This is a genomic window from Ramlibacter sp. (genome assembly GCF_035554825.1).
Classification (GTDB): Bacteria; Pseudomonadota; Gammaproteobacteria; order Burkholderiales; family Burkholderiaceae_C; genus Ramlibacter.
On the sequence record NZ_DATMHS010000023.1, the window covers coordinates 41,641 to 63,933 of the forward strand.

19 protein-coding genes are annotated in these 22,293 nt (G+C 71.4%); 16 read left to right on the plus strand and 3 right to left on the minus strand.

Annotated features, from left to right (window positions below; all coding sequences use genetic code 11):
• The first annotated feature begins 137 nt into the window (after positions 1-137).
• The 10 genes from VNT59_RS02140 (at position 138) to dcd (ending at position 11,898) form a co-directional block, all read left to right on the plus strand.
• Complete coding sequence (locus VNT59_RS02140; protein ID WP_325496163.1) at positions 138-1,670, plus strand: ABC transporter ATP-binding protein; 1,533 nt, start codon at positions 138-140, stop codon at positions 1,668-1,670.
• Positions 1,670-2,749, plus strand: coding sequence for an ABC transporter permease (locus tag VNT59_RS02145; RefSeq protein WP_325496165.1), 1,080 nt, complete (start codon positions 1,670-1,672; stop codon positions 2,747-2,749). The genes VNT59_RS02140 and VNT59_RS02145 overlap by 1 nt, the downstream gene beginning before the upstream one ends.
• Positions 2,750-3,670, plus strand: a complete 921-nt coding sequence (locus tag VNT59_RS02150) for an ABC transporter permease (RefSeq protein WP_325496167.1) — start codon at positions 2,750-2,752, stop codon at positions 3,668-3,670.
• Positions 3,671-3,709: 39 nt separating this feature from the next.
• Positions 3,710-4,885 (plus strand): BMP family ABC transporter substrate-binding protein, encoded by a 1,176-nt coding sequence (locus VNT59_RS02155; protein ID WP_325496169.1) that lies wholly within the window; start codon positions 3,710-3,712, stop codon positions 4,883-4,885.
• 70 nt (positions 4,886-4,955) lie between these two features.
• Positions 4,956-5,969 (plus strand): tripartite tricarboxylate transporter substrate binding protein, encoded by a 1,014-nt coding sequence (locus VNT59_RS02160; protein ID WP_325496171.1) that lies wholly within the window; start codon positions 4,956-4,958, stop codon positions 5,967-5,969.
• Between the two features lie 38 nt (positions 5,970-6,007).
• Entirely contained in the window at positions 6,008-7,042 is a 1,035-nt protein-coding gene (locus tag VNT59_RS02165; RefSeq protein WP_325496173.1) for an adenosine deaminase, read from the plus strand.
• Between the two features lie 137 nt (positions 7,043-7,179).
• Positions 7,180-8,262, plus strand: coding sequence for a BMP family ABC transporter substrate-binding protein (locus VNT59_RS02170; RefSeq protein WP_325496175.1), 1,083 nt, complete (start codon positions 7,180-7,182; stop codon positions 8,260-8,262).
• Between the two features lie 64 nt (positions 8,263-8,326).
• On the plus strand, positions 8,327-9,607 hold the full coding sequence (guaD, locus tag VNT59_RS02175; RefSeq protein ID WP_325496177.1) for a guanine deaminase: 1,281 nt from the start codon (positions 8,327-8,329) through the stop codon (positions 9,605-9,607).
• A gap of 124 nt (positions 9,608-9,731) precedes the next feature.
• A complete protein-coding gene (locus tag VNT59_RS02180) occupies positions 9,732-11,258 on the plus strand; it encodes a glycosyl hydrolase 53 family protein (protein WP_325496179.1) in 1,527 nt (508 codons plus the stop codon).
• A 73-nt stretch (positions 11,259-11,331) separates the two neighbouring features.
• On the plus strand, positions 11,332-11,898 hold the full coding sequence (dcd, locus tag VNT59_RS02185; RefSeq protein WP_325496181.1) for a dCTP deaminase: 567 nt from the start codon (positions 11,332-11,334) through the stop codon (positions 11,896-11,898).
• A 42-nt stretch (positions 11,899-11,940) separates the two neighbouring features.
• On the opposite strand, the gene VNT59_RS02190 is transcribed toward dcd, so the two are convergent.
• On the minus strand, positions 11,941-12,843 hold the full coding sequence (locus VNT59_RS02190; protein ID WP_325496183.1) for a delta(1)-pyrroline-2-carboxylate reductase family protein: 903 nt from the start codon (positions 12,841-12,843) through the stop codon (positions 11,941-11,943).
• A 121-nt stretch (positions 12,844-12,964) separates the two neighbouring features.
• Here VNT59_RS02190 and VNT59_RS02195 point away from each other — a divergent pair, with 121 nt between their 5' ends.
• Both VNT59_RS02195 and VNT59_RS02200 read left to right on the plus strand, forming a co-directional pair.
• Complete coding sequence (locus VNT59_RS02195; protein WP_325496185.1) at positions 12,965-13,282, plus strand: hypothetical protein; 318 nt, start codon at positions 12,965-12,967, stop codon at positions 13,280-13,282.
• A 171-nt stretch (positions 13,283-13,453) separates the two neighbouring features.
• A complete protein-coding gene (locus VNT59_RS02200) occupies positions 13,454-13,771 on the plus strand; it encodes a hypothetical protein (RefSeq protein WP_325496187.1) in 318 nt (105 codons plus the stop codon).
• A gap of 6 nt (positions 13,772-13,777) precedes the next feature.
• Here VNT59_RS02200 and recJ read toward each other — a convergent pair whose 3' ends face one another.
• Positions 13,778-15,487, minus strand: coding sequence for a single-stranded-DNA-specific exonuclease RecJ (gene recJ / locus VNT59_RS02205; RefSeq protein ID WP_325496189.1), 1,710 nt, complete (start codon positions 15,485-15,487; stop codon positions 13,778-13,780).
• Entirely contained in the window at positions 15,484-16,422 is a 939-nt protein-coding gene (locus tag VNT59_RS02210; protein ID WP_325496191.1) for a phosphoglycerate mutase, read from the minus strand. The genes recJ and VNT59_RS02210 overlap by 4 nt, the downstream gene beginning before the upstream one ends.
• A 58-nt stretch (positions 16,423-16,480) precedes the next feature.
• On the opposite strand from VNT59_RS02210, the gene VNT59_RS02215 reads away from it, so the two are divergent.
• The 4 genes from VNT59_RS02215 to VNT59_RS02230 all read left to right on the plus strand — a co-directional run bounded on the left by VNT59_RS02215 (position 16,481) and on the right by VNT59_RS02230 (position 22,265).
• Positions 16,481-17,734 (plus strand): lipoprotein-releasing ABC transporter permease subunit, encoded by a 1,254-nt coding sequence (locus VNT59_RS02215; protein ID WP_325496193.1) that lies wholly within the window; start codon positions 16,481-16,483, stop codon positions 17,732-17,734.
• Complete coding sequence (gene lolD / locus VNT59_RS02220) at positions 17,727-18,446, plus strand: lipoprotein-releasing ABC transporter ATP-binding protein LolD (RefSeq protein WP_325496194.1); 720 nt, start codon at positions 17,727-17,729, stop codon at positions 18,444-18,446. Before VNT59_RS02215 ends, lolD begins: the two co-directional genes overlap by 8 nt.
• A 155-nt stretch (positions 18,447-18,601) precedes the next feature.
• The gene (locus tag VNT59_RS02225; RefSeq protein ID WP_325496196.1) at positions 18,602-20,275 is read left to right on the plus strand and encodes a long-chain fatty acid--CoA ligase; all 1,674 of its coding nucleotides are present in this window, start codon (positions 18,602-18,604) and stop codon (positions 20,273-20,275) included.
• Positions 20,276-20,486: 211 nt separating this feature from the next.
• A complete protein-coding gene (locus VNT59_RS02230) occupies positions 20,487-22,265 on the plus strand; it encodes a hypothetical protein (RefSeq protein WP_325496198.1) in 1,779 nt (592 codons plus the stop codon).
• The last annotated feature ends 28 nt before the right edge of the window (positions 22,266-22,293 follow it).

A 22,293-nucleotide genomic window follows, 5' to 3' on the forward strand; every position in this document is an offset into this window, starting at 1 on the left:
ATGTCAGGAATGCAGCCACCAGTCACATCCCAGGCCTTGAGCCGCCAGCCCGCCGCGCGGCGCGAGCCCCTGGCCGGCGCCGCCGTGCCGGCAGGCGCCGGCGCGCCGGGCCCCGGCCGGGCCGCGGAGGGCCCCGCTTGAGCAGCCCCCGCCTCCAGCTCGCGCACATCACGAAGCGCTATCCGTCGGTCGTCGCCAACCGGGACGTCTCGCTCGCCGTGCTGCCCGGCGAAACCCACGCCGTCCTCGGCGAGAACGGCGCCGGCAAGTCCACGCTGATGAAGATCATCTACGGCTCGGTGATCCCGGACGAGGGCGAGCTGCTCTGGAACGGCCAGCCGGTGGCGATCCGCAATCCGAGCGAGGCGCGGGCGCTGGGCATCAGCATGGTGTTCCAGCACTTCAGCCTGTTCGAGACGCTCACGGTGGCCGAGAACGTGTGGCTCGGGGTCGACAAGAGCATGTCGCTGCCGCAGGTCACCCAGAGCATCGCGGCCAAGGCGGCCGAATACGGGCTCGACGTCGATCCGTTCCGGCCGGTGCACACGCTGTCCGTGGGCGAGATGCAGCGCGTGGAAATCATCCGCGCCCTGCTCACCGATCCCAAGCTGCTGATCCTGGACGAGCCGACTTCGGTCCTGACGCCGCAGGCCGTCGAGCGGCTGTTCGTGGTGCTCAGGAAGCTGGCGGCCCAGGGCTGCAGCATCCTGTACATCAGCCACAAGCTGCACGAGATCCGCGAGCTCTGTACCGCCTGCACCGTGCTGCGCGCGGGCGAGGTCACCGGCGTGTGCGACCCGCGGCAGGAAACCAATGCGTCCCTCAGCCGGATGATGATCGGCGCCGAGCCGCCGGCGCTGGAACACCATGACCGCCAGCCGGGCGAGGTGGTGCTGCGGGTGCGCGACCTGCGGCTGCCGCGCGAGGACCAGTTCGGCGCCGACCTGGAAGGCATCTCGATGGAGGTGCGCGCCGGCGAGGTGGTCGGCATCGCCGGCGTCTCCGGCAACGGCCAGCGCGAACTGCTCTATGCGCTGTCCGGGGAGGACACCCGGGCCGAGCCGTCGGCCATCGAGCTGTCCGGCAAGGCCGTGGGCGGCTACGGCCCGGCCCACCGGCGCCACCTGGGGGTGCATTTCGTCCCGGAGGACCGGCTCGGCCGCGGCGCCGTGCCGACGCTGGGCCTGGCCCACAACCTGATGCTCACGCGCACCGAGTCGATCCGCGCCAGCGGCTGGATCGACCTGAAGGCGCTGCAGCGGCAGGCCGCCGACATCATCGGCCGCTTCAACGTGAAGGCCGGCGGCCCCAACGCCGCCGCCCGCTCGCTGTCGGGCGGCAACCTGCAGAAATTCATCGTCGGCCGCGAGATCGACGCCAACCCGAAGCTGCTGATCGTGTCGCAGCCGACCTGGGGCGTGGACGTCGGGGCTTCGGCCCAGATCCGCGCCGAACTGCTGGCCCTGCGCGACGCGGGCTGCGCCGTGCTGGTGGTCAGCGAGGAGCTGGAAGAATTGTTCGAGATCTGCGATCGACTCCATGTGCTGGCCAAGGGCCGGCTGTCGCCCTCGATCGCCCGGGCCGACGCGACGGTGTCGCAGATCGGCGAGTGGATGAGCGGGCTGTGGCTGGCCCGGCAGGGCGCGCACGCCGCGCCGGAGGCGCATTGATGCTCGCGCTCGAACTGCGCCCCGAGCCGTCGCGCTTCTGGAGCCTGGCCTCGCCGGTGCTGGCGCTGGCGATCACCGTGGTCCTGGGCGTCGTGCTGTTCCTCGCGCTGGGCAAGGACCCGGTGCGCGGCCTGCAGGTGTTCTTCTGGGAGCCGGTCCGCTCGCCCTATGCCTTGGGCGAGCTGATGGTGAAGACCACGCCGCTGCTGCTGATCGCGCTGGGGCTGGCCGTGTGCTTCCGCTCCAACGTCTGGAACATCGGCGCCGAGGGCCAGTTCGTCATCGGCGCGGTGCTGGCCGGCGCGGTGGCGCTGGCCGCCGGCAAGGACACCACCCGCTGGATCGTGCTGCCGATCCTGCTGGCCGGCGTAGCCGGCGGCATGGCCTGGGCGAGCCTCACCGCCTTCCTGCGCGACCGCTTCAACGCCAACGAGATCCTGGTCAGCCTGATGCTGGTGTACGTGGCCGAGCAGGTGCTGGGCTACCTGGTGTTCGGCCCGTTCAAGGACCCGGCCGGCTACAACTTCCCGCAGAGCAAGACCTTCGAGGCCGCGACCCAGATCCCGCGGCTGATGACGGGCTCGCGCATGACGATCGGGCTGCTGATCGCGCTGGCCGGCGTGGCGGCGCTGTGGGTGTTCCTGTTCCGCACCCGGGCCGGCTTCGCGCAGCAGGTCGGCGGGCTGGCGCCGGCGGCGGCGCGCTACGCGGGCTTCTCCTCGCGCCGCGCGCTGTGGACGGCGCTGCTGGTCTCGGGCGGCGCGGCCGGCCTGGCCGGCGCGCTGGAAGTGGCCGGGCCGATCGGCCAGCTCACGCCCTACGTGCCGGCCGGCTACGGCTTCGCCGCGATCATCGTCGCTTTCGTCGGCCGGCTGCATCCGGTCGGCATGGTGTTCTCGGCGGTCCTCATGAGCATGTTCTACATCGGCGGCGAGCTGGCGCAGTCGCGCCTGGGCCTGCCCAATTCGATCACCGGCGTGTTCCAGGGGCTGCTGCTGTTCACGCTGCTGGCCTGCGACACGCTGATGGCCTATCGCGTCCGCTGGACCCACTGGCCCGGTCGGCAAGGAGCGGCCTGAATGGAACAGTACGCACTCCTGGTCGCCGCCACGCTCAACGCCGGCACGGTGCTGGCGATCGCGGCCCTCGGCCTCCTGATCAACGAAAAGGCGGGCGTCGTGAACCTCGGCGCCGAAGGCATCATGCTGTGCGCCGCGATCGCCGGCTTCGCCACCGTGGTGCACACCGGCAACGACTGGCTCGGCTTTGCCGCCGGCATGGGCGCCGGCGCGCTGCTGGCCGCCGTGTTCGGCGTGCTGGCGATCTGGCTGAACACCAACCAGTACGCCACCGGCCTGGCGCTGAGCCTGTTCGGCGCCGGCTTCTCGGCGTTCGCCGGCATCAAGTACGTCCAGGAAAAGCTGCCGCCGCGCCACCAGTTCGCGCTTCCCGGCCTGCAGGACCTGCCGCTGCTCGGCCCGGCGCTGTTTCGCCAGCATCCGATGGTCTACCTCGCGATCGCGCTGGTGGCGTGGCTGGTGTGGTTCCTGTACCGCTCGCGCGCCGGCCTGGTGCTGCGGTCGGTCGGCGAGTCGCCGGAATCGGCGCACGCCCTGGGCTACCCGGTGCGGCGCATCCGGCTGGCCGCCGTGGTCGCCGGGGGCGCACTGTGCGGACTGGCGGGCGCCTACATCGCCGTCATCTACACCCCGCTGTGGGTGCAGGGCATGGTGGCGGGCAAGGGCTGGATCGCGCTGGCGCTGACCACCTTCGCCACCTGGCGGCCGGGCCGCGTGCTGCTGGGCGCCTATCTGTTCGGCGGCGTCACCATGCTGCAGTTCCACCTGCAGGCCGTGGGCGTGGACGTGCCCAGCCAGTTCCTCACGATGCTGCCGTACGTGGCCACCATCGTGGTGCTGGCGCTGATCTCCCGCAACCCGGCGTGGATCCGCGTCAACATGCCCGCCTCCCTTGGAAAACCCTTCTATCCGGGCTCATAATCCGCGTCTGCACGACAACCACATCCCGGAGAAGGACTCATGACCCTGAAGAAACGATCCTTGCTGAAGCTCGCCGCGCTGTCGGCGCTGGCCTCGGCCGGCCTCATGGGCTGCAGCAAGAGCGAGGCGCCGGCCCCCGCCGCGTCGGCACCGGCCGCGGCCGCCTCGGCGCCTGCGTCCGCCCCCGCCGCGGCCACGACCGAGCCGCTGAAGATCGCCTTTGCCTACGTCGGCCCGGTGGGCGACGGCGGCTGGACCTTCGCCCACGACAACGGCCGCAAGGCGATGGAGAAGGAACTGGCGGGCAAGGTCGTCACCAGCTTCGTCGAGAACGTGCCCGAGTCGGCCGACGCCGAGCGCGTGCTGCGCGACATGGTGGGCCAGGGCAACAAGCTGGTCTTCGGCACCACCTTCGGCTACATGGAGGCCATGATGAAGGTGGCCGCCGACCACAAGGACGTGAAGTTCGAGCACGCCACCGGCTACAAGACCGCCGAGAACCTGCGCACCTACGACAGCCGCACCTATGAAGGCGCCTACATGGCGGGCGTCATCGCCGGCGCGATGACCAAGACCAACACGCTGGGCGTGGTGGGCTCGGTGCCCATTCCCGAGGTGGTGCGCAACATCAACAGCTTCACGCTCGGCGCGCAGTCGGTCAATCCGAAGATCAAGACCAAGGTGGTCTGGGTCAACAAGTGGTTCGACCCGCCGAAGGAGACCGAGGCGGCCACCTCGCTGATCAACGGCGGCGCCGACGTGCTGATGCAGAACACCGATTCGCCGGCCGTGCTGAAGACGGCCCAGGAAAAGGGCAAGCGCGCGTTCGGCTGGGACAGCGACATGACGGCGTACGGCCCGAAGGCGCACCTGGGCTCGGCCGTCATCAACTGGGGTCCGTACTACACCAAGGCGGCCAAGGACGCGCTGGAAGGCAAGTGGACGACCGGCCAGGCCTGGTGGGGCGTCAAGGAAGGCGCGATCGACTTCGTGTCGATCGCCGAGGACGTGCCGACCGAGGTCAAGAAGAAGGTCGAGGACGTGAAGGCCGGCCTGAAGGACGGCAGCTTCTCGATCTGGAAGGGCCCCATCGTCGACAACACCGGCAAGGAAGTGGTGGCCAAGGACGCCGTCGCCGACGACAAGTTCCTGGGTGGCATCAACTTCTTCGTCAAGGGCGTCGAGGGCAAGGTGCCCGGCGCCGAGAAGAAGTAAGCTGTCGCCTCCCGCCGGCTGCAAGGGCCGCCCCCCGGGGCGGCCTTTTTCGTTGACGGGCCAGAACTTCATGGAGACGACCTTGCACCATCCGAATCGCTTCACCCGCCGCCGCTGGCTGCCCGCCGCGGCCGCACTGCTCGCGCTCGCCGGCGGACTCGTTGCCCCCGCGCAGGCACAGGACGCCTGGCCCGCCAAGCCGATCCGGCTGGTGGTGCCGTTCACCCCGGGCGGCGTGACCGACACCAGCGGCCGGCTGATCGCCGAGGAGCTGGGCAAGCGGCTGAAGCAGCAGGTGGTGGTCGACAACAAGCCCGGGGCGTCGGGCAACATCGGCACGGCCCTGGTGAAGTCGGCGCCGTCGGACGGCTACACCCTGGTGCTCGGCTTCGACGGCACGATGGTGATCAACCCCCATGTGTTCTCGAAGCTGCCGTTCGACACGCTGAAGGACTTTGCGCCGATCGGCAAGATCGGCAACGCCACGCTGATCCTGGTCGCGCATCCCGACGTGCCGGCCAAGACGCTGGGCGAAGTCATCGCGCTCTCGAAGTCCAGGCCGGGCGGCCTGTCGTTCGGCACCTCGGGCACCGGCGGCACGCCCCACATCGCCGGCGAGCTGCTCAAGATGCGCACCGGCGCCAACCTCACGCACGTGCCGTACAAGGGCGGCGGCCAGGCCATGACCGACGTGCTGGGCGGCCAGATCCCGCTGGTCTACACCGCGGTGGCGGGCGCGCACGGCCACGTGAAGTCCGGCAAGCTGCGCGCGGTCGCCGTCTCCAGCGCGCAGCGCACCTCGGCGCTGCCCGACGTGCCCACCTTCATCGAAGCCGGCGTGCCGGACTTCGTCGTCGATTCCTGGGTCGGCCTGCTGGCGCCGGCCAGCACCCCGGCGCCGGTCGTCGCGCGGCTCAACGCCGAGCTGAACGCGGTGCTGGCCGATCCGGCGGTGCGCGAGAAGCTGCGCGTGATGGGCATCGAGGCCAGCCCCGGCAGCGCCGAGCACTTCCGCGACGAGATCCGCCGCGACCTGGCGCGCTACGGCCCGGTGGTGAAGGCGGCGGGCATTTCGGTGGAATAGCCGGGCGGGTACGCTGTCGGCGACGAACCAGGATCACCATGGCCCAGCTTGACCCGATTCCCGGCCAGCGCCTGCCCGAGCTGCTGCGCCGCATGCCCAAGGCGGAGCTGCACGTCCACGTCGAAGGCACGCTCGAGCCGCAGCTGATGCTGGAGATGGCGGCCCGCAACGGCGTGCGGCTGCCCTATGCCAGCGTCGACGAGCTGCGCCGCGCCTATGCATTCAGCAACCTGCAGAGCTTCCTGGACATCTATTACGCCGGCGCCAGCGTGCTGCTGCAGGAGCAGGACTTCTTCGACATGGCGTGGGCCTATCTGCAGCGCGCCGGGGCCGACCACGTGCTGCGGGCCGAGATCTTCTTCGATCCGCAGACCCACACGGCGCGGGGCGTGCCGATGGACACGGTGATCGCAGGGCTGCATCGCGCCTGCCGGGAGGCCAAAGCCCGGCTCGGCGTCGATGCCGAACTGATCCTGTGCTTCCTGCGCCACCTGAGCGAGGCCGAGGCGTTCGACACGCTGGAGGCGGCGCTGCCGCATCGCGACAAGTTCATCGGCGTCGGCCTCGATTCGAGCGAGCTCGGGCATCCGCCGGAGAAGTTCGCGCGGGTGTTCGCCACATGCCGCGGGCTGGGGCTGCACCTGGTGGCCCACGCCGGCGAGGAGGGCCCGCCGGCCTATGTCTGGACCGCGCTGGACCTGCTGAAGGTGGAGCGGATCGATCACGGCGTGCAGTCCTCGAAGGATCCGGCGTTGATGCAACGCCTGCAGCGCGATCGCGTGCCGCTGACGGTGTGCCCCCTGTCGAACCTGAAGCTGCGCGTATTTCCCAGGCTGGCGGATCACAACCTCAAGCAGCTGCTGGCGGCGGGCTTGTGCGTGACGGTGAACTCCGACGACCCGGCCTACTTCGGCGGCTACCTGAACGAGAACCTGCTGCAGTTGCACCAGGCGGTGGGCCTGACCGAGGACGACGCCTATCGGCTGGCCCGCAACAGCTTCGAGGCGAGCTTCGCGAGCGAAGAGCGCAAGCGCGATTACATCGCGCAGCTGGACGCAGCCTTCGGCCGCTGAGGGCGGCGCTATCGCGGCGGGGCGCTCGCTGCGCCCCCCGCGGCGGCCACCGGCCGACGCCGGCTTACAATGACGGACCACAGACGCCGCTCGGCCGTCTGTGTTTTTTCTTGTGCCGAGCCATGTCGAGGAACACCATGTACAAAAACCTCGCGGCCGCGCTGTTGGCCGCCTGTTGTTTTCCCCCCGCCTTTTCCCAACCCGCCGCGCCGCCGGCCGAGCCGCTGAAAGTGGCCTTCGTCTACGTCGCGCCGATCACCGAGGCCGGCTGGGTGCAGCAGCACGAGCAGGGGCGCCGCGCGGTCGAGGCGGCGTTCGGCGGCAAGGTCAAGACCAGCTATGTCGAGAACGTGCCGGAGGGCCCCGATGCCGAGCGCGTCATCCGCGACCTGGCCCGGCAGGGCAACAAGCTGATCTTCACGCCGAGCTTCGGCTACATGGAGCCGACGCTGAAGGTGGCCAAGGAGTTTCCGCAGGTCCGCTTCGAATCGATCACCGGCTACAAGACCGCGCCCAACGTCGCGGCCGCGAACGCGCGCTACTACGAGGGCCGCTACCTGGCCGGCATCGCGGCCGGGCGGATGACGAAGACCAACGTGGCCGGCTACGTGGCCGGCTTCCCGATCCCCGAGGTGCTGCAGGGCATCAACGCGTTCACGCTGGGCATGCGCTCCGTGAATCCCAGGGCCCAGGTGAAGGTGGTGTGGCTGAACGGCTGGTTCGACCCGCCGCGCGAGCGCGAAGCCGCGATGACGCTGTTCAACCAGCAGGCCGACGTGGTCGCGTTCCACACGGCCTCCACCGCCGTGATGGCCGCGGCGCAGGAGCGCGGCCGGATGGCGGTGGCCTACCACTCGGACATGCGCAAGGTCGCGCCCGACGCGCAGATCGTCGCCGTCACGCACCATTGGGGCGACTACTACGTGAGCCGCGTCCAGGCGGTGCTGAACGGCACCTGGAAGCCGACCACGGTCTGGGGCGGCGTCGGCAAGGCGATGGTGCGGGCCGGCGACTTCGGCCCCAAGGTGCCCAAGGCCGTCCAGCAGGAAGTGCTGGCGCGGCAGAGCGACATCGCGCGCGGCAAGCTGCATCCGTTCACCGGCCCGCTCCGCGACAACGAGGGCCGGGAGGTCCTGGCCCGGGGCCGCGTCATGCCCGACGAGCAGATTCTCGGCATGAACTATCTGGTGGAAGGGGTGCAGGGCAAGGTGGCCAAGTAGGGCGCGGGATTGCGCGCCCGGGCCGGTTCTGCGTTCAAATGGCCAGGTGACTGAACACCCGAACATGAAAGCCTGGCGCGGCGCCATCCTGCGCTTCGACGACGACGGCCACGCCCGGTACGAGCAGGATGGGCTGCTGGTGGTCGGGCCGGATGCCGGCGGCCGCCAGGTGGTGCGCGCGGTGGGTGACTACGGCGCGCTGGCGGCCAGGCATGCGGGCGTCGCCGTGGAGCACCTGGCGGGCCGCATCCTGGCGCCCGGCTTCATCGACCTGCACATCCACTTTCCGCAGACGGACGTGATCGGCTCCCCGGCCGAGGGCCTGCTGCCCTGGCTGGAGGACTACACCTTTCCGCACGAGTCGCGGTTCTCCGACGAGGCGCACGCCGGCGAGCGCGCGACCTTCTTCGTCGACGAGCTGCTGCGGCACGGCGTGACGACGGCGCTGGCGTTCGGCACCTCGCACCCGGCCTCGGTCGACGCGCTGCTGGGCGAGGCGCAGCGGCGCGGGCTGCGCATGATCGCCGGCAAGGTGCTGCAGGACCGGCATTGCCCGGACGGCGTGCGCGACCAGACCGAGCAGTCGCTGCTCGACACGCAGGCGCTGATCGGCCGCTGGCATGGCCGGGACCGCCTCGGCTATGCGATCACGCCGCGCTTCGCGCCCAGTTGCAGCGAAGCGCAGTTGCGCGGCGCCGGCGAACTGGCGGCGCGGCATCCCGACGTCTGGATCCAGTCGCACGTGGCCGAGAACCTGGACGAGGTGGCGTGGGTGCGGCAGCTCTTTCCGGCCGCCCGCAGCTACCTGGCCGTCTACCAGCAGTTCGGGCTGATGCGCGAACGCGCCGTGTACGCCCACTGCATCCACCTCGACGACGAAGACCGGGCGCTGATGCGGGCGACCGGCGCCGCGGCGGCGGTGTGCCCGACCAGCAACCTGTTCCTGGGCAGCGGCTTCTTCGACTATGCGGCGGCCGCGCGGGCGGGCTTCCGCTACGGGCTGGCCAGCGACGTCGGCGGCGGCACCAGCTTCAGCCCGTTCCACACGATGCTGGCGGCCTATTACGTGGGCCGCGAAGGGCGCAGCAAGCAGGGCGTCTCGCTGTCGCCGCAGGACCTGTGGTGGCAGCACACCGCCGGCGCCGCGCGCGCGCTGGGGCTGCACGGCACGATCGGCAACCTGCAGCCCGGTTGCGAAGCCGACTTCGTGGTGCTCGACCCGGCGGCGACGCCGCTGCTGGCGCGCAAGACCGCGCAGGCGGCCAGCCTGGACGAGCTGCTGTTCTCGCTGATCGTGCTGGGCGACGACCGGGTGATCGAGCGGGCGGTGATCGCCGGGCGCTGACCGGCGAGGCGCGGCGGCGGTGCGCGCGCGGGCGCGTGGGCCCGGATGCGATCCCGGGCGAATCCTCTTGCCGCTTCGCCACGGCCGGGCTAGAAACGCCGCTTTATCCAAGAGGAGCACAGCCATGCCGATCGTCGAACGCGATGCGGGGTGCTGGCGCGAGCCGGTGGCCGCGCCGGGTGAGGCGGGCGTGCGCAGGCGCGGCCTGCTCGCGGCCGCGGCCGGCGGCGTGGGCGCGCTGGCGGCCGGATGCGGCGGCGGGGCCGCCTCGCCGCAAGGCGCCGGCCCATCGGCCGCACGCGCGGCGCCGCCGCTGCGAGCCGGCGCCGGCAGCCGGCTGCCATCGCTGGGCGGCATGTTCCTGCAGGCGGCGATCTACGAGGGATGGCACGCCGGAACCCCGTTCGATCCCTGGGAGGAGCTCGCCGGCAACGGCATGCAGTGGGCGCGGACGGTGGTCACCACCCGCAGCTGTCCCGAACTCGACGCGGTGCCGGTCGCACAGTGGCGCACGCTGGGGTGGAAGAACGAATACTGGTCGTGCCGCGAAATGGGGGCCGCCGTGCTGCGCCGCGCGGCCGCCGCCGGCATGAAGCTGCAGCTGGGGCTCTACCTGAGCGACGAGGCGGCGAATGCGGGGGTGCAGAAGCGGCCGGCTGCCTGGGCCGGCGTCGCGGAGGCGGAACTTCCCGCAGTCGTCGAGGCGCACGCGCGCGAGCTCGCCGGCTACTACCGCGCCGCCGGACTGGACATCGAGGTGTTCGAGATCGGCAACGAAACGGACTTCGGCTTCTTCGGCTACCAGCTGGGGGAGACGGTCCCGGTGCCGCCCGGCGTGGACCCGGTGAACACCCCGTCGTGGATGGAGGAGAACCTCTGGTTGAAGTTCGTGCCGATCTTCAATGCGGCGATTCGGGGGCTGCGCTCGGTCTACCCGGGCGCCAGCATCGCGCTGCACGTGGCCGGCTTCGGATACAGCAGGGGCAATGTCGCGCCCAAGGGGTTCTTCGACGCCATGGCGCGCGCGGGCGTGCCTTACGACATTGCCGGCTTCAGCTATCCCTACATGACGTCGGGGTCGCCCCGGCTGCCCCAGCCCTACTTCGCGCAGGCGGAATTCCTGGACGCCATCGACGCCGCGCGCGCCCTTGGCAAGCGGGTGCGGATCATCGAATTCAGCTATCCCGCCGCCACGCCGGGCGTCGACCCTTCGCTCGGGGGGTACCCCTGCACGGAAGCGGGGCAGGCCGCCTTCGTGCACGACTTCGTCCAGGCGCTCGCGGGACGCGTCGAAAACATCAATTACTGGGCCGCCGACATCTTCCCCGGCATCAACGGCGCCGGGTTTCCGCCCGACATCGAGTCGTTCGGCCTGTTCGCTTCGGCCGCAGCGCCGCGGGAGGTCATCGGCGCGCTGCGGCGGGCGGCGGCGGACCGGCTGTTCGACTGGGCCCAGCAGCAGTACCCCGCGCTGTTCCCGTTCGCGGCCAGCGCGGGCACGTTCGAGCAGTACTACTACCGCCACTACCCGACCAGCCAGACGTACCTGGCGCTGGACGAGCGCTCCAACGCCGTTGTGGTGGACAACGGTCGCGACTGGAACCGGACGCCGCTCGGGCTGCTGCGCCAATACGCGCGGCTGGCGGCCTGAGCGGCGCTCCAGCGGGCCGGCAGGCCGCGGGGCGGAGCGCTCCGGTCCCTAGAATACCGTCCAGGAGTACGACATGACCATCAAGAGCGACAAGTGGATCCGCCGCATGGCGGAGCAGCACGGCATGATCGAGCCGTTCGAGCCGGGCCAGATCCGCGAGCGCGAGGGCCACAAGATCATCAGCTACGGCACCAGCAGCTACGGCTACGACATCCGCTGCGCCCCCGAGTTCAAGGTCTTCACCAACATCCACAGCACGGTGGTCGATCCGAAGAACTTCGACGAGAAGAGTTTCGTCGATTTCCACGGCGAGTCCTGCATCATCCCGCCCAACAGCTTCGCGCTGGCCCGCACCGTGGAGTACTTCCGCATCCCGCGCAACGTGCTGACGATCTGCCTGGGCAAGAGCACCTATGCGCGTTGCGGCATCATCGTCAACGTGACGCCGTTCGAGCCCGAGTGGGAAGGCTACGTGACGCTGGAGTTCTCCAACACCACGCCGCTGCCGGCGAAGATCTACGCCGGCGAAGGCTGCGCGCAGGTCCTGTTCTTCGAGAGCGACGAGGTCTGCGAGACCAGCTACAAGGACCGCGGCGGCAAGTACCAGGGCCAGCGCGGCGTGACGCTGCCCAAGGCCTGACCTTCTTGCCGCCGGCCCTGCCGGACGCGCGAACGCCAGACCTCAGCCGGCCGCCGTCCGCGCCGCCGCCAGGTCCCAGCCGGCCCAGCCGCAGCTCTTGAACAGCACGGGCCCGCGGTTCTCGCCGCGCTCGCCCAGCACCACCTGGCGCAGGGTGGCGAAGGCCGCCGGGTCCAGGCCGGCCTGCAGCAGGTCGCCGGCCTCGTGCCGCGCCTCGGGCGTGTCGACGACGACCCGCCCCTGCGCGGCGCAGTGGCGGCACAGGTCCGGCCCCAGTTCCACCATGCGCGGCGTGAAGGCGCCGACCGCGGCGATGAACGCATCGGCCCGCGGCAGCGCCTTCAGCACCACCCCATCGGCCGGCGTGCAGGTCACCACCAGCGGGCAGTCGGCCAGCACCGCATCCGGATCGCGCACGGCCGTGGCCCGCAGCCCGAGGTCCTTGGCATGCGCCGCCAGCACCTGCGCGCCGGCGGCGCCGCGCGAGGCGACGAACACCTGCCGCAGCGGCAGCGCCTGCGCGAACGCATCCAGGTGGGCGCGGCCCTGGGCGCCGGCGCCCACGATCAGCAGCGGGCCCTCGGTCGCCGGCGCCAGCTGCTGCGCCGCCAGCAGCGAGACGGCGGCGGTGCGGCGCGCGGTGACGGTGGGGCCGTCGAGCACCAGCAGCCGCCGGCCGCTGGCGACGTCGAACACGACCACGTCGCCCTGGATGACCGGATGCGCCGTGCCGGCGTTGGCCGGCGTGAACGTGATCAGCTTGGTGATCGCGATGCGCGCGTCCAGCGCCGGCATCACGAACAGGCTGCCGCCGCCGGGCAGCGGCTGCACCAGCCGCTGGGGCACCTGCACCGACTCGTCGGCGAGCAGTCGCTTCAGCCCTTCGATCAGCGCGGGATACGGCAGGCGGGCGGCGGTCTGGGCGGCGTCGAGCAGGCTGGTCATGCGGCTGGCTCCGGAAAGGGGTGCGCCGCGATTTTGTCCTACAGCAGCTCACGGCAAAGACGGTAGCACCACTGTGGCGCTGATTTCTACCATCGAGGCAATCGATTCAAGGAGTCCCGCCATGCCTTCCCGCCCCCTTCGCCACACCGCGCCGACCCTGCGCGACCGGGCCTTCTGGGCGGCCGCCACGGCCCTGGTGCTGGGCCAGCTGCTCGCCTTCTGGATGCTCTGCGCGCACCAGGTCCGCAAAGCCGAGGTGCGGCACGCCAGCACCCAGGTCGAGCAACTGGCGGTGGCCGACTGCCTGCGCTACCTGCCGAATGCCACCTTGACCAGCTGCGCGGCGCGGATCGCCCCGGCCGCCCGCGATGCGCAGGCCGTCGTGGCGGCGAGCCCGGCAACGACGACGGCGGTGCCGGTCAATTACGTGTACCACTGAGCCCGACGATCGAACACGCGGACGGCGGCCTCGGGCCGCCGTCTTTCGTTCGGCGCGACCGCCGATGGCTCAGCGGGAAGGCGTCCGACAGCAGGCGGGCGTGTGGGCCGACTGCAGCCGCGAACGCCGCTGCCTAGCATCCAGGCAGACCGTTCACCAGGGGAGAGTGCCATGCTGCATCACGTCGCCGCCACCAGGTTGCCGGGCCTCGAGGCCAGCCAGCCTTCGCTCGACGCCTCCGACGAGTTCGAGCTGGACGACAGCAAGCGCTACTGCCCCACCCGGCTGCTCGCGGCCTTCGCACTGCTGATGGCGGGCCACGGCCGCTGCGTCAGCACGTCGATGATGCTGGGCGACCGCGAGTACGCGATGTGGCAGCTGGCGCGGGCCCACACACTGCACGACCCCGAGCTGCGCGAGGTCGCGGCCCGGCTGTTCGCCTACTTCGACGATTCGCAGGCGCCCGTGCCCTCCGGCATGCGCGCCTGAGGGGCATCAGTATTCGGCGCCTTCCACCAGGAAGCGCACCCGGCGCACCCCCTGCCATTCGTCCGCGTCGAGGCGGAACGCGAGCTTGACGCGCGCCGGCAGCGGCTCCGTCCGGCCGAACCAGATGCCGTCCACCGGCTGCCCCTGGTGTTTCAGCTTGATCTGCAGGTGCTTGTCGGCCACCAGCCGCTGCGAGACGATCTCCACCACCTCGCTGAACACGGGCGGCGCGAAACCCTGGCCCCAGACCGCATGGTGCAGCGTGTCGACCAGGTCCGGCCGGCGGTACTCCGGCGCGAGCGGGCCGTCGGTTTCCAGGCGGCGCATCAGCGTGGCGGCATCCAGCCATTCCTGCGCCACCCGCGCCAGCGCCTCCTCGAAGACGTCCAGGTGTTCCTCCGCGATCGTGCAGCCGGCCGCCATCGCGTGGCCGCCGAAGCGCAGCAGCACGCCCGGATGGCGCTTGGCCACCAGGTCCAGCGCATCGCGCAGGTGAAAGCCCGGGATCGAGCGCCCCGAGCCCTTGAGCTCGTGTTCGCGCCCCGGCGCCTGGCTGGCGGCGAAGACGAAGGCCGGCCGGTGCAGCCGCTCCTTGACGCGCGAGGCGACGATGCCGACCACGCCTTCATGGAAGTCGGGATCGAACAGGCACACCGCCGGCGGCGGCTCGTCGCCTTCCTCGAACAGCCCGTCGACGATCAGCATCGCCTGCTCGCGCATGCCGCTTTCGATGTCGCGCCGCTCGCGATTGATGGCGTCCAGCGCCTTGGCGAGTTCGTCGGCGCGCGCCGCGTCGTCGGTGAGCAGGCACTCGATGCCGAGCGTCATGTCGGCCAACCGGCCGGCGGCATTGAGGCGCGGCCCGAGCGCAAAGCCGAAGTCGAACGTGGTGGCCGTCTTCGGGCTGCGTGCGGCCACGGCGAAGAGGCTGGCCAGGCCGCGGGGCAGGGCGCCGGCGCGGATGCGCTTGAGGCCCTGCGCCACCAGCCGCCGGTTGTTGGCGTCCAGCCGCACCACGTCGGCCACGGTGCCCAACGCCACCAGCGGCAGCAGGTGGTCGAGCCTGGGCTGGCTCTGCTGGTCGAAGGCGCCGCGCTCGCGCAGCGCCGAGCGCAGCGCCAGCAGGACGTAGAACATCACGCCGACGCCGGCGATCGACTTGCTCTCGAACGTGCACTGCGGCTGGTTCGGGTTGACGATGACGGCCGCGGCGGGCAGCTGCGGCCCCGGCAGGTGGTGGTCGGTCACCAGCACCTGCAGGCCGAGCGCATTCGCCGCCGCCACGCCCTCGACGCTGGCGATGCCGTTGTCCACGGTGATCAGCAGGTCGGCGCCGCGCGCCTTGACGCGTTCGGCGATCGCCGGCGTCAGGCCGTAGCCGTCCACGACCCGGTCGGGCACGAGGTATTCGACGTGCCTGGCGCCGAGCGCGCGCAGGCCGCGCACGGCGACGGCGCACGCGGTCGCGCCGTCGCAGTCGTAGTCGGCGACGATGCACAGCTTGCGATCGGCGGCGATGCTGTCGGCCAGCAGGGCTGCGGCCTCGGGAAGGCCGCGCATGCCGGCCGGCGGCAGCAGGCGGGCGAGGCCGTCGTCGAGTTCGTCCAGCGCCAGCACGCCGCGGGCCGCGTACAGCCGTGCCAGCAGCGGGTGCACACCGCCTTGCTCCAGGGTCCAGGCCGCGCGCGGCGGGATGTCGCGGACGTTAATCTTCATAGCGCCTCCAGCGCCGCCGCCGCGCGCCGGCCGGCGAAGCGGCCGGCCAGCCACCGCCGCAGGCCACCGCTGCCGCCGCCGGTCCAGGACTGGGCATGGCGCTCGCCGCAGAGCGTGAGCGTCACGGCCTGTCCCGCCGACGCCGCCGCGAGCAATCGCGCGCACGGGCCGGCATCGAGTTCGCGCCAGGCGTCGGCCCAGGCGCCCCAATCGCCGGCCAGCGCCGGCTCGCGCAGCGCCGGCACGGGTTGCGGCGCCGCCGCCAGCGGTGCCGGCGGGGCCTCGCCGAGCGCGCCGGTGCCGCTGACCCAGAATGAATTCACCGGCGGCAAGCCGCGCTGCTGCCGGTCGTCGTTGACGGCATGGGTGTACAGGAGCATCTGCACTTCCTGCTGCAGCCGCCGCAGCGGACCGGCGCCGGCCACCCGCGGCAGCCAGGCGTCCACGGTGCGGCCGATCACGCGATCCAGCGACGCCGCCGGCAGGTCGCGAAAGATCTCGCCCCGCGCCAGCCAGCAGGTGGGCGCCGCGTATTCGAGCGCCATGCCGTCCTCGTCGAAGAAGGGCTGCACCGCGGCGAGCAGGGCGCGGGACTCGTCTTCTTCCAGTTCCAGGCGATCCGGATCCTCCATCGCGACATGGTCGCTGCCCACCCGCCAGTGGCAGGGCGTGATCCGGGCCCAGGCCTGCCGGCCGGGCGAGCGACCGGCCTGCTGCAGCTGCCAGGCGGCCCAGGGGATGCGGCCGTCGGCCACGGCCAGCCCGCAGGCACGGGCCAGCACCCGCTCGTGCGGCATCGACAGGCTGCGCTCGTCGCCGGCGTCGCGCGGCCCGGCGTCCAGGCGCGCCAGCAGCCGTTCCAGGCGCGGCAGTTGGAGCGAGGCCAGTGCCTGCCGGCAGCCCTCGGCCGGCGATGAAGCGAAAGGTATCAACAAGTGGGCGCTGTCCGACATCGCCCGTATTGTCGGGGATGCACAATGCAACCCCAACAATATGCAGATTCCCTACGAGCTCGTTCTCGGCTGGCGCTACACGCGCGCCGGCCGCGCCACCCGGCGCAACGGGTTCATCTCCTTCATTTCCGGCGTCTCCATGCTCGGCATCGCGCTGGGCGTGGCGGCGCTGATCATCGTGCTGTCGGTGATGAACGGCTTCCAGAAGGAGGTGCGCGACCGCATGCTGGGCGTGGTCTCGCACATCGAGATCTTCGGTCCGGGCGGCGGCGTGCTGCCGGATCCGGACAAGACCATGGCCGAGGCGCGCGGCAATCCGCAGGTGATCGGGGCCGCGCCGTTCATCTCGGCCCAGGCGCTGGTGGCGCGCGGCGAGGACATGCGCGGCACCCTGGTGCGCGGCATCGATCCGGCGCGCGAGCCGCAGGTCACGGACCTGGCGGCCAACATGCAGCCGGTGCTGGCCAGGCTGGTGCCGGGACAGTTCGGCGTGGTGATGGGCGGCGAGCTGGCGCGGGCGCTGGGCGTGCGCGAAGGCGATCCGCTGACGCTGATCGCGCCCAGCGGGCAGGTCACGCCGGCGGGCGTGGTGCCGCGGCTGAAGCAGATGACGGTGGTCGGCACCTTCGATTCCGGCCACTTCGAGTACGACAACGGCCTGGTGCTGCTGCACGAGGACGATGCCGCCCGGATCTTCCGGCTGGAAGGGCCGACCGGCATCCGGCTGAAGCTGAAGGACCTGAACCAGGCGCGCGAGGTCGCCGCCGAACTGGGCAGCACGCTCAGCGGCGAATTCCTGATCCGCGACTGGACGCGCCAGAACCGTACCTGGTTCGCGGCCGTGCAGGTCGAGAAACGCATGATGTTCATCATCCTCACGCTGATCGTGGCGGTGGCCGCCTTCAACCTGGTGAGCACGCTGGTGATGACCGTCACCGACAAGCGGGCCGACATCGCCATCCTGCGCACGCTGGGCGCCAGCCCGGGCAGCATCATGGGCATCTTCGTCGTGCAGGGCGCGGCCGTCGGCGTGATCGGCACGCTGGCCGGCCTGTTGCTCGGGCTCGGCATCGCCTTCAACATCGACGTGATCGTGCCGGCGCTGGAGCACGCGCTCAACGCCAGCTTCCTGCCCAAGGACATCTACCTGATCAGCAAGATGCCCAGCGACCCGCGGCGCGAGGACATCATGCCGATCGCGCTGATCTCGCTGGCGCTGGCCTTCGTCGCCACCATCTATCCGAGCTGGCGGGCCAGCCGCGTCAATCCGGCGGAGGCGCTGCGCTATGAATGACACGGCCGTTCGCCCGGAGCCGGTCGAGGGGCGGCCCCGCACCGGCGCGGTGCTGACCGCCCGCGGCATCACCAAGCGCTATGCCGAGGGCGGGCTCGACGTGGAAGTGCTCAAGGGCGTCGACCTGCAGGTGCATGCCGGCGAGACGCTGGCGATCGTCGGCGCCTCCGGTTCCGGCAAGAGCACGCTGCTGCACGTGCTGGGCGGCCTCGACGCGCCGACCGGCGGCAGCGTGGAGCTGATGGGGCAGGAGTTCTCGCAGCTCGACGCGGCCGCGCAGGGTCGTTTGCGCAACCGGCACCTGGGCTTCGTCTACCAGTTCCATCACCTGCTGCCGGAGTTCAGCGCGCTCGACAACGTCGGCATGCCGTTGCGCATCCGGCGCGAGACGCCGGAACGCTGCCAGGAAGCGGCGCGCGAGGCGCTGGCGGCGGTCGGCCTCACCGAGCGGGTGCGCCACCGTCCGGCGCAGCTGTCGGGCGGCGAGCGGCAGCGGGTGGCGATCGCCCGCGCGCTCGTCACGCGCCCGGCCTGCGTCATGGCCGACGAGCCCACCGGCAACCTCGACCGCAGCACGGCCGACGTGGTGTTCGACCTGATGCTCCAGCTCGCCCGCGACCGCGGCACGGCGTTCATCCTGGTCACGCACGACGAGACGCTGGCCGCCCGCTGCGGCCGCGTGCTGCGGCTGGCCGGCGGCCGCCTCGCCTGAGCCACCGATCCAAGCCGCCGTCGTCGCCGACCGGTGCGGCTTCGCCTTCGCCGAAGTCGAGGCCCCGCGCGCCGGACCGGACTGACGTGCTGGTGCGCGTCGGTACACTCGAATTCGATTCGCGCCCCACCTCGTCCCGCGCCCGCTCCACACCGATGTCCAACCTGCACCTGCCGTTCTGGCCGAAGCACGCGCCCCAGCACCTGTGGGTGCCTGAGACCTCCCTGTACGACAACCTCGAGGTCGCGGCCGCGCGCTTTCCCGCCAAGCCCTTCATCATCTTCTACGACACGGTGACCAGCTACCGGCGCTTCCACCAGGAGACCGAGCGCGTGGCGGGCTACCTGCAGCAGGCCTGCGGCGTGAAGAAGGGCGACCGGGTGCTGCTGTACCTGCAGAACAGCCCGCAGTTCATGACGGCGTTCTACGGCATCCTGCGCGCCGATGCGGTGGTGGTGCCGGTCAATCCGATGAACCTCACCAACGAGCTGCGCCACTACCTGCACGACAGCGGCGCCAAGGTGGCGTTCGCCGCGCAGGAACTCTATCCGCGCCTGCAGCCGCTGCTGGCCGAGGGGCTGGAGCACGTGATCGTCGCCGCCTACAGCGACGCGCTCGAGGCGCCGACCGACCTGCAGGTGCCGGAGTTCGTCGCCGCGCCGCGGCTGCCGGTGTCCGATGCCGGGGCCGTGGCCTGGGCCGACATGATGGCGGCGGGCCGCCTGCCGGCTCCCATGCAGGCCGGGCCGGACGATCTGGCGGTGATGCCCTATACGTCCGGCACCACCGGCCAGCCCAAGGGCTGCATGCACACGCATCGCACGACGATGTACAACGCGGTGGCGGGCGGCCTCTGGGCCCAGGCCCATCAGGGCAGCGTGGGCCTGGCCGTGCTGCCGCTGTTCCACGTGACGGGCATGCAGGCCAACCTCAATGGCGCGATCTACAACGGCGGCACCGTGGTGGTGCTGCCGCGATGGGACCGCGACGCGGCCGCCGAGTGCGTGCAGCGGTACCGCGTCACCAGCATGGCGCTGATCACGGCGATGGTGATCGACTTCATGGGCAATCCCAGGCTCGGCGGGTACGACCTGTCGAGCCTGCGGTCGGTGGGCGGCGGCGGCGCCGCCATGCCCAAGGCGGTGGCCCTGGCGATGGAGCGGCAACTGGCCATCAAGTACCGCGAGGGCTACGGCATGTCGGAGACCATGGCGGCCACGCACTCGAACCCGCCCGAGCGGCCGAAGGCGCAGTGCCTGGGCGTGCCGCTGTTCGACGTCGACGCGCGCGTGGTGGAGCCCGGCGGGACGCGCGAACTGCCGCCCGGCCAGACCGGCGAGATCGTCGTGCACGGCCCGCAGGTGATGCGCGGCTACTGGAACCAGCCGCAGGCGTCGGCCGAGGTGTTCGTCGAGATCGACGGCAAGCGCTTCCTGCGCACCGGCGACCTGGCCTGCGTCGACGAGGAAGGCTATTTCTTCTTCGTGGACCGGCTCAAGCGGATGATCAACGCCGCCGGCTTCAAGGTCTGGCCGGCCGAGGTGGAGGCCATGCTCTACCACCACCCGGCGGTCCAGGAGGCCTGCGTGATCGCGGCCCGCGACCCGCGCCGCGGCGAGACCGTGAAGGCGGTGGTCGTCCTCAAGCCCGGCCATGCCGGCAAGGTGTCGGCCCAGGACATCACCGACTGGGCGTACGACAACATGGCGGCCTACAAGGTGCCGCGCATCGTGCAGTTCGTCGACAGCCTGCCCAGGTCCGGCGCCGGCAAGGTGATGTGGCGAGCGCTGCAGGACGCCGAATCGCCCCCGCCGGGCCCGTCCACGTGAACTAGTGCGCGCCGGCGCCGACCCACACTGCTGCAACTTGTAGCTTTGCTCTCGAACTGATTCATTTCGGCGGGGTGGCGTAAGGCGCCTCCTACGAGCGGCTTCGGGCGCCACCCACAGTCGTCTGCCAGCCCAGCCGTGACACTGTTGCTGAGCCTCGGATGTCGGGGCGAGGCAGGACACCATGAGCAGTACGGCGCAGGCAGGCACAGTGAACACCACCACCGGCGGGGACCAGACGGCCCTGGCCATCGGCGCACTCGCCGGCGGCGGCTATGCGGTCGCCTGGGCCGGGGCCGGCGGCGCCGGCCAGATCGCGGTCCAGCGCTATGACGCGGCCGGGGCCAGGGTCGACGCCGAAACGCTGATCGCCTTCGACCTCGCGCAGCATCCGGACGCAGCCCTGGCGGTGCGCAGCGACGGCAGCGTGCTGGTGGCCTACACGGCGAGCCGCGTCGTTGCCGGCAGCACCTATCCGACCGAAGTCGCCAGCGTCCTGACGCAGCGCTTCGATGCCGGCGGAGCGGCGGCCGGTGCGGCGCTCGAAGTCGCGGCGCTGGCGCATTCGGGCATCGCGCAGGAATACACCGTCCCGGCCCATCCCGGACTGCTGGCCTGGCCGGACGGCTCGTACGCCGTCACCTGGGACGTGCTGCACGTGCGCGGCGGCTACGGGACGACCGAAACCGGCGCCCTGCAAGGCTTCGACAGCGCCGGCGCGGCCAGCGGCGGCGCACGGTTCTTCGGCGTCGACGCGACCGGCTCGTCCGCCGCCTTCGCCGCCGTGCCCGAGGGTGGCGCCGTGTTCGTCGAGCACTACGTCGCCGCCGGCCAGTACCTCGCGCGGTTCACGCCGTTCGACGCGCTCGAGCGAACGACGGCCGTCACGGCCGCGGCCGACGGCACGCCGCTGCCCGGCACGTCGGTCCTGCTGCCGCTCCATGCCGGCGGCTACGCGCTTTCCTCGACCGACCACGAAGCGGCCTACGTCCAGCTGCTCGACGACGCCGGCGCGGCGCTGGGCCCGCGCGTTCCGCTCGGCCAGCCGGCCCAGGGCGGCCAGGCGCTGGCGGATGGCGGCTTCGTGCTGTTCTGGCCGGTGGCCGGCCAGGACGCGCTCGGCGCCGACCTCGCGGCGCAGCGTTTCGACCACGGCGGCGCCCCGGTCGGCGGCGAAATGCGGATCGAAACCAACGGCGGCGCGCCGCTGGTCACGGCGCTGGCCGACGGCGGCTGGGCGTTCGCCTGGACCGCGACGGGCGCGGACGGCAGCCTGGACGTCTACACCCAGCGCTTCGCGGAAGGCGGCGGCGCGGCGCAGCCGCTGGACGGCAGCGTCGCCCTCGCCGGGTCGGCCTCCGGTGAGCACATCGCCGGCCTGGCTGGTGACGACCTGCTGCACGGCACCGCCGGCAACGACACCATCGACGGCGCCGCCGGCACCGACACGGTGGTGCTCGACGCGACTGTCGGGGCGGTGCACGGCTACGCGATGGCGGCCGGCGCCCTCACGCTCACCACGGCGGCGGGCACCGACACCTTGCTCAACGTGGAGCGGGTGCGGCTGGCCGATGCGCTGTTCGCGCTCGACACCCAGGCGCCCGATGGCGCGGCCGCGGGCGGACACGCCTGGCAGGCGGCGGCGCTGCTGCGCGCGGCGTTCGGCGATCTGCCCGACCAGGCCACCCTGAGCCGCTGGACCGCCCAGGCGGATCACGCCGGCAGCATGGGTGGGCTGGGCCAGTCGATGATCGATGCCTACGCGCCCGGCGCCGCCAAGGGCGACATCGTCGAACATGTGCTGACGACGCTGTTCGGCAGCGCGCCCGACGCCCACACCGTGCAGGCGGTCGCCGACCAGATCGGCGCCGGCCGCCAGTTCGGCACGGCCGGCGACGCGCTGGCGTATGCCGCCACGCTCGCGGTCAACACCGATCACCTGGTGGGCTTCACCGGCAGCATCCAGCAGCTCGACGCCGCCTGGTTCTGACGCGGCCCACCCCGGCGGCGACCGCGGC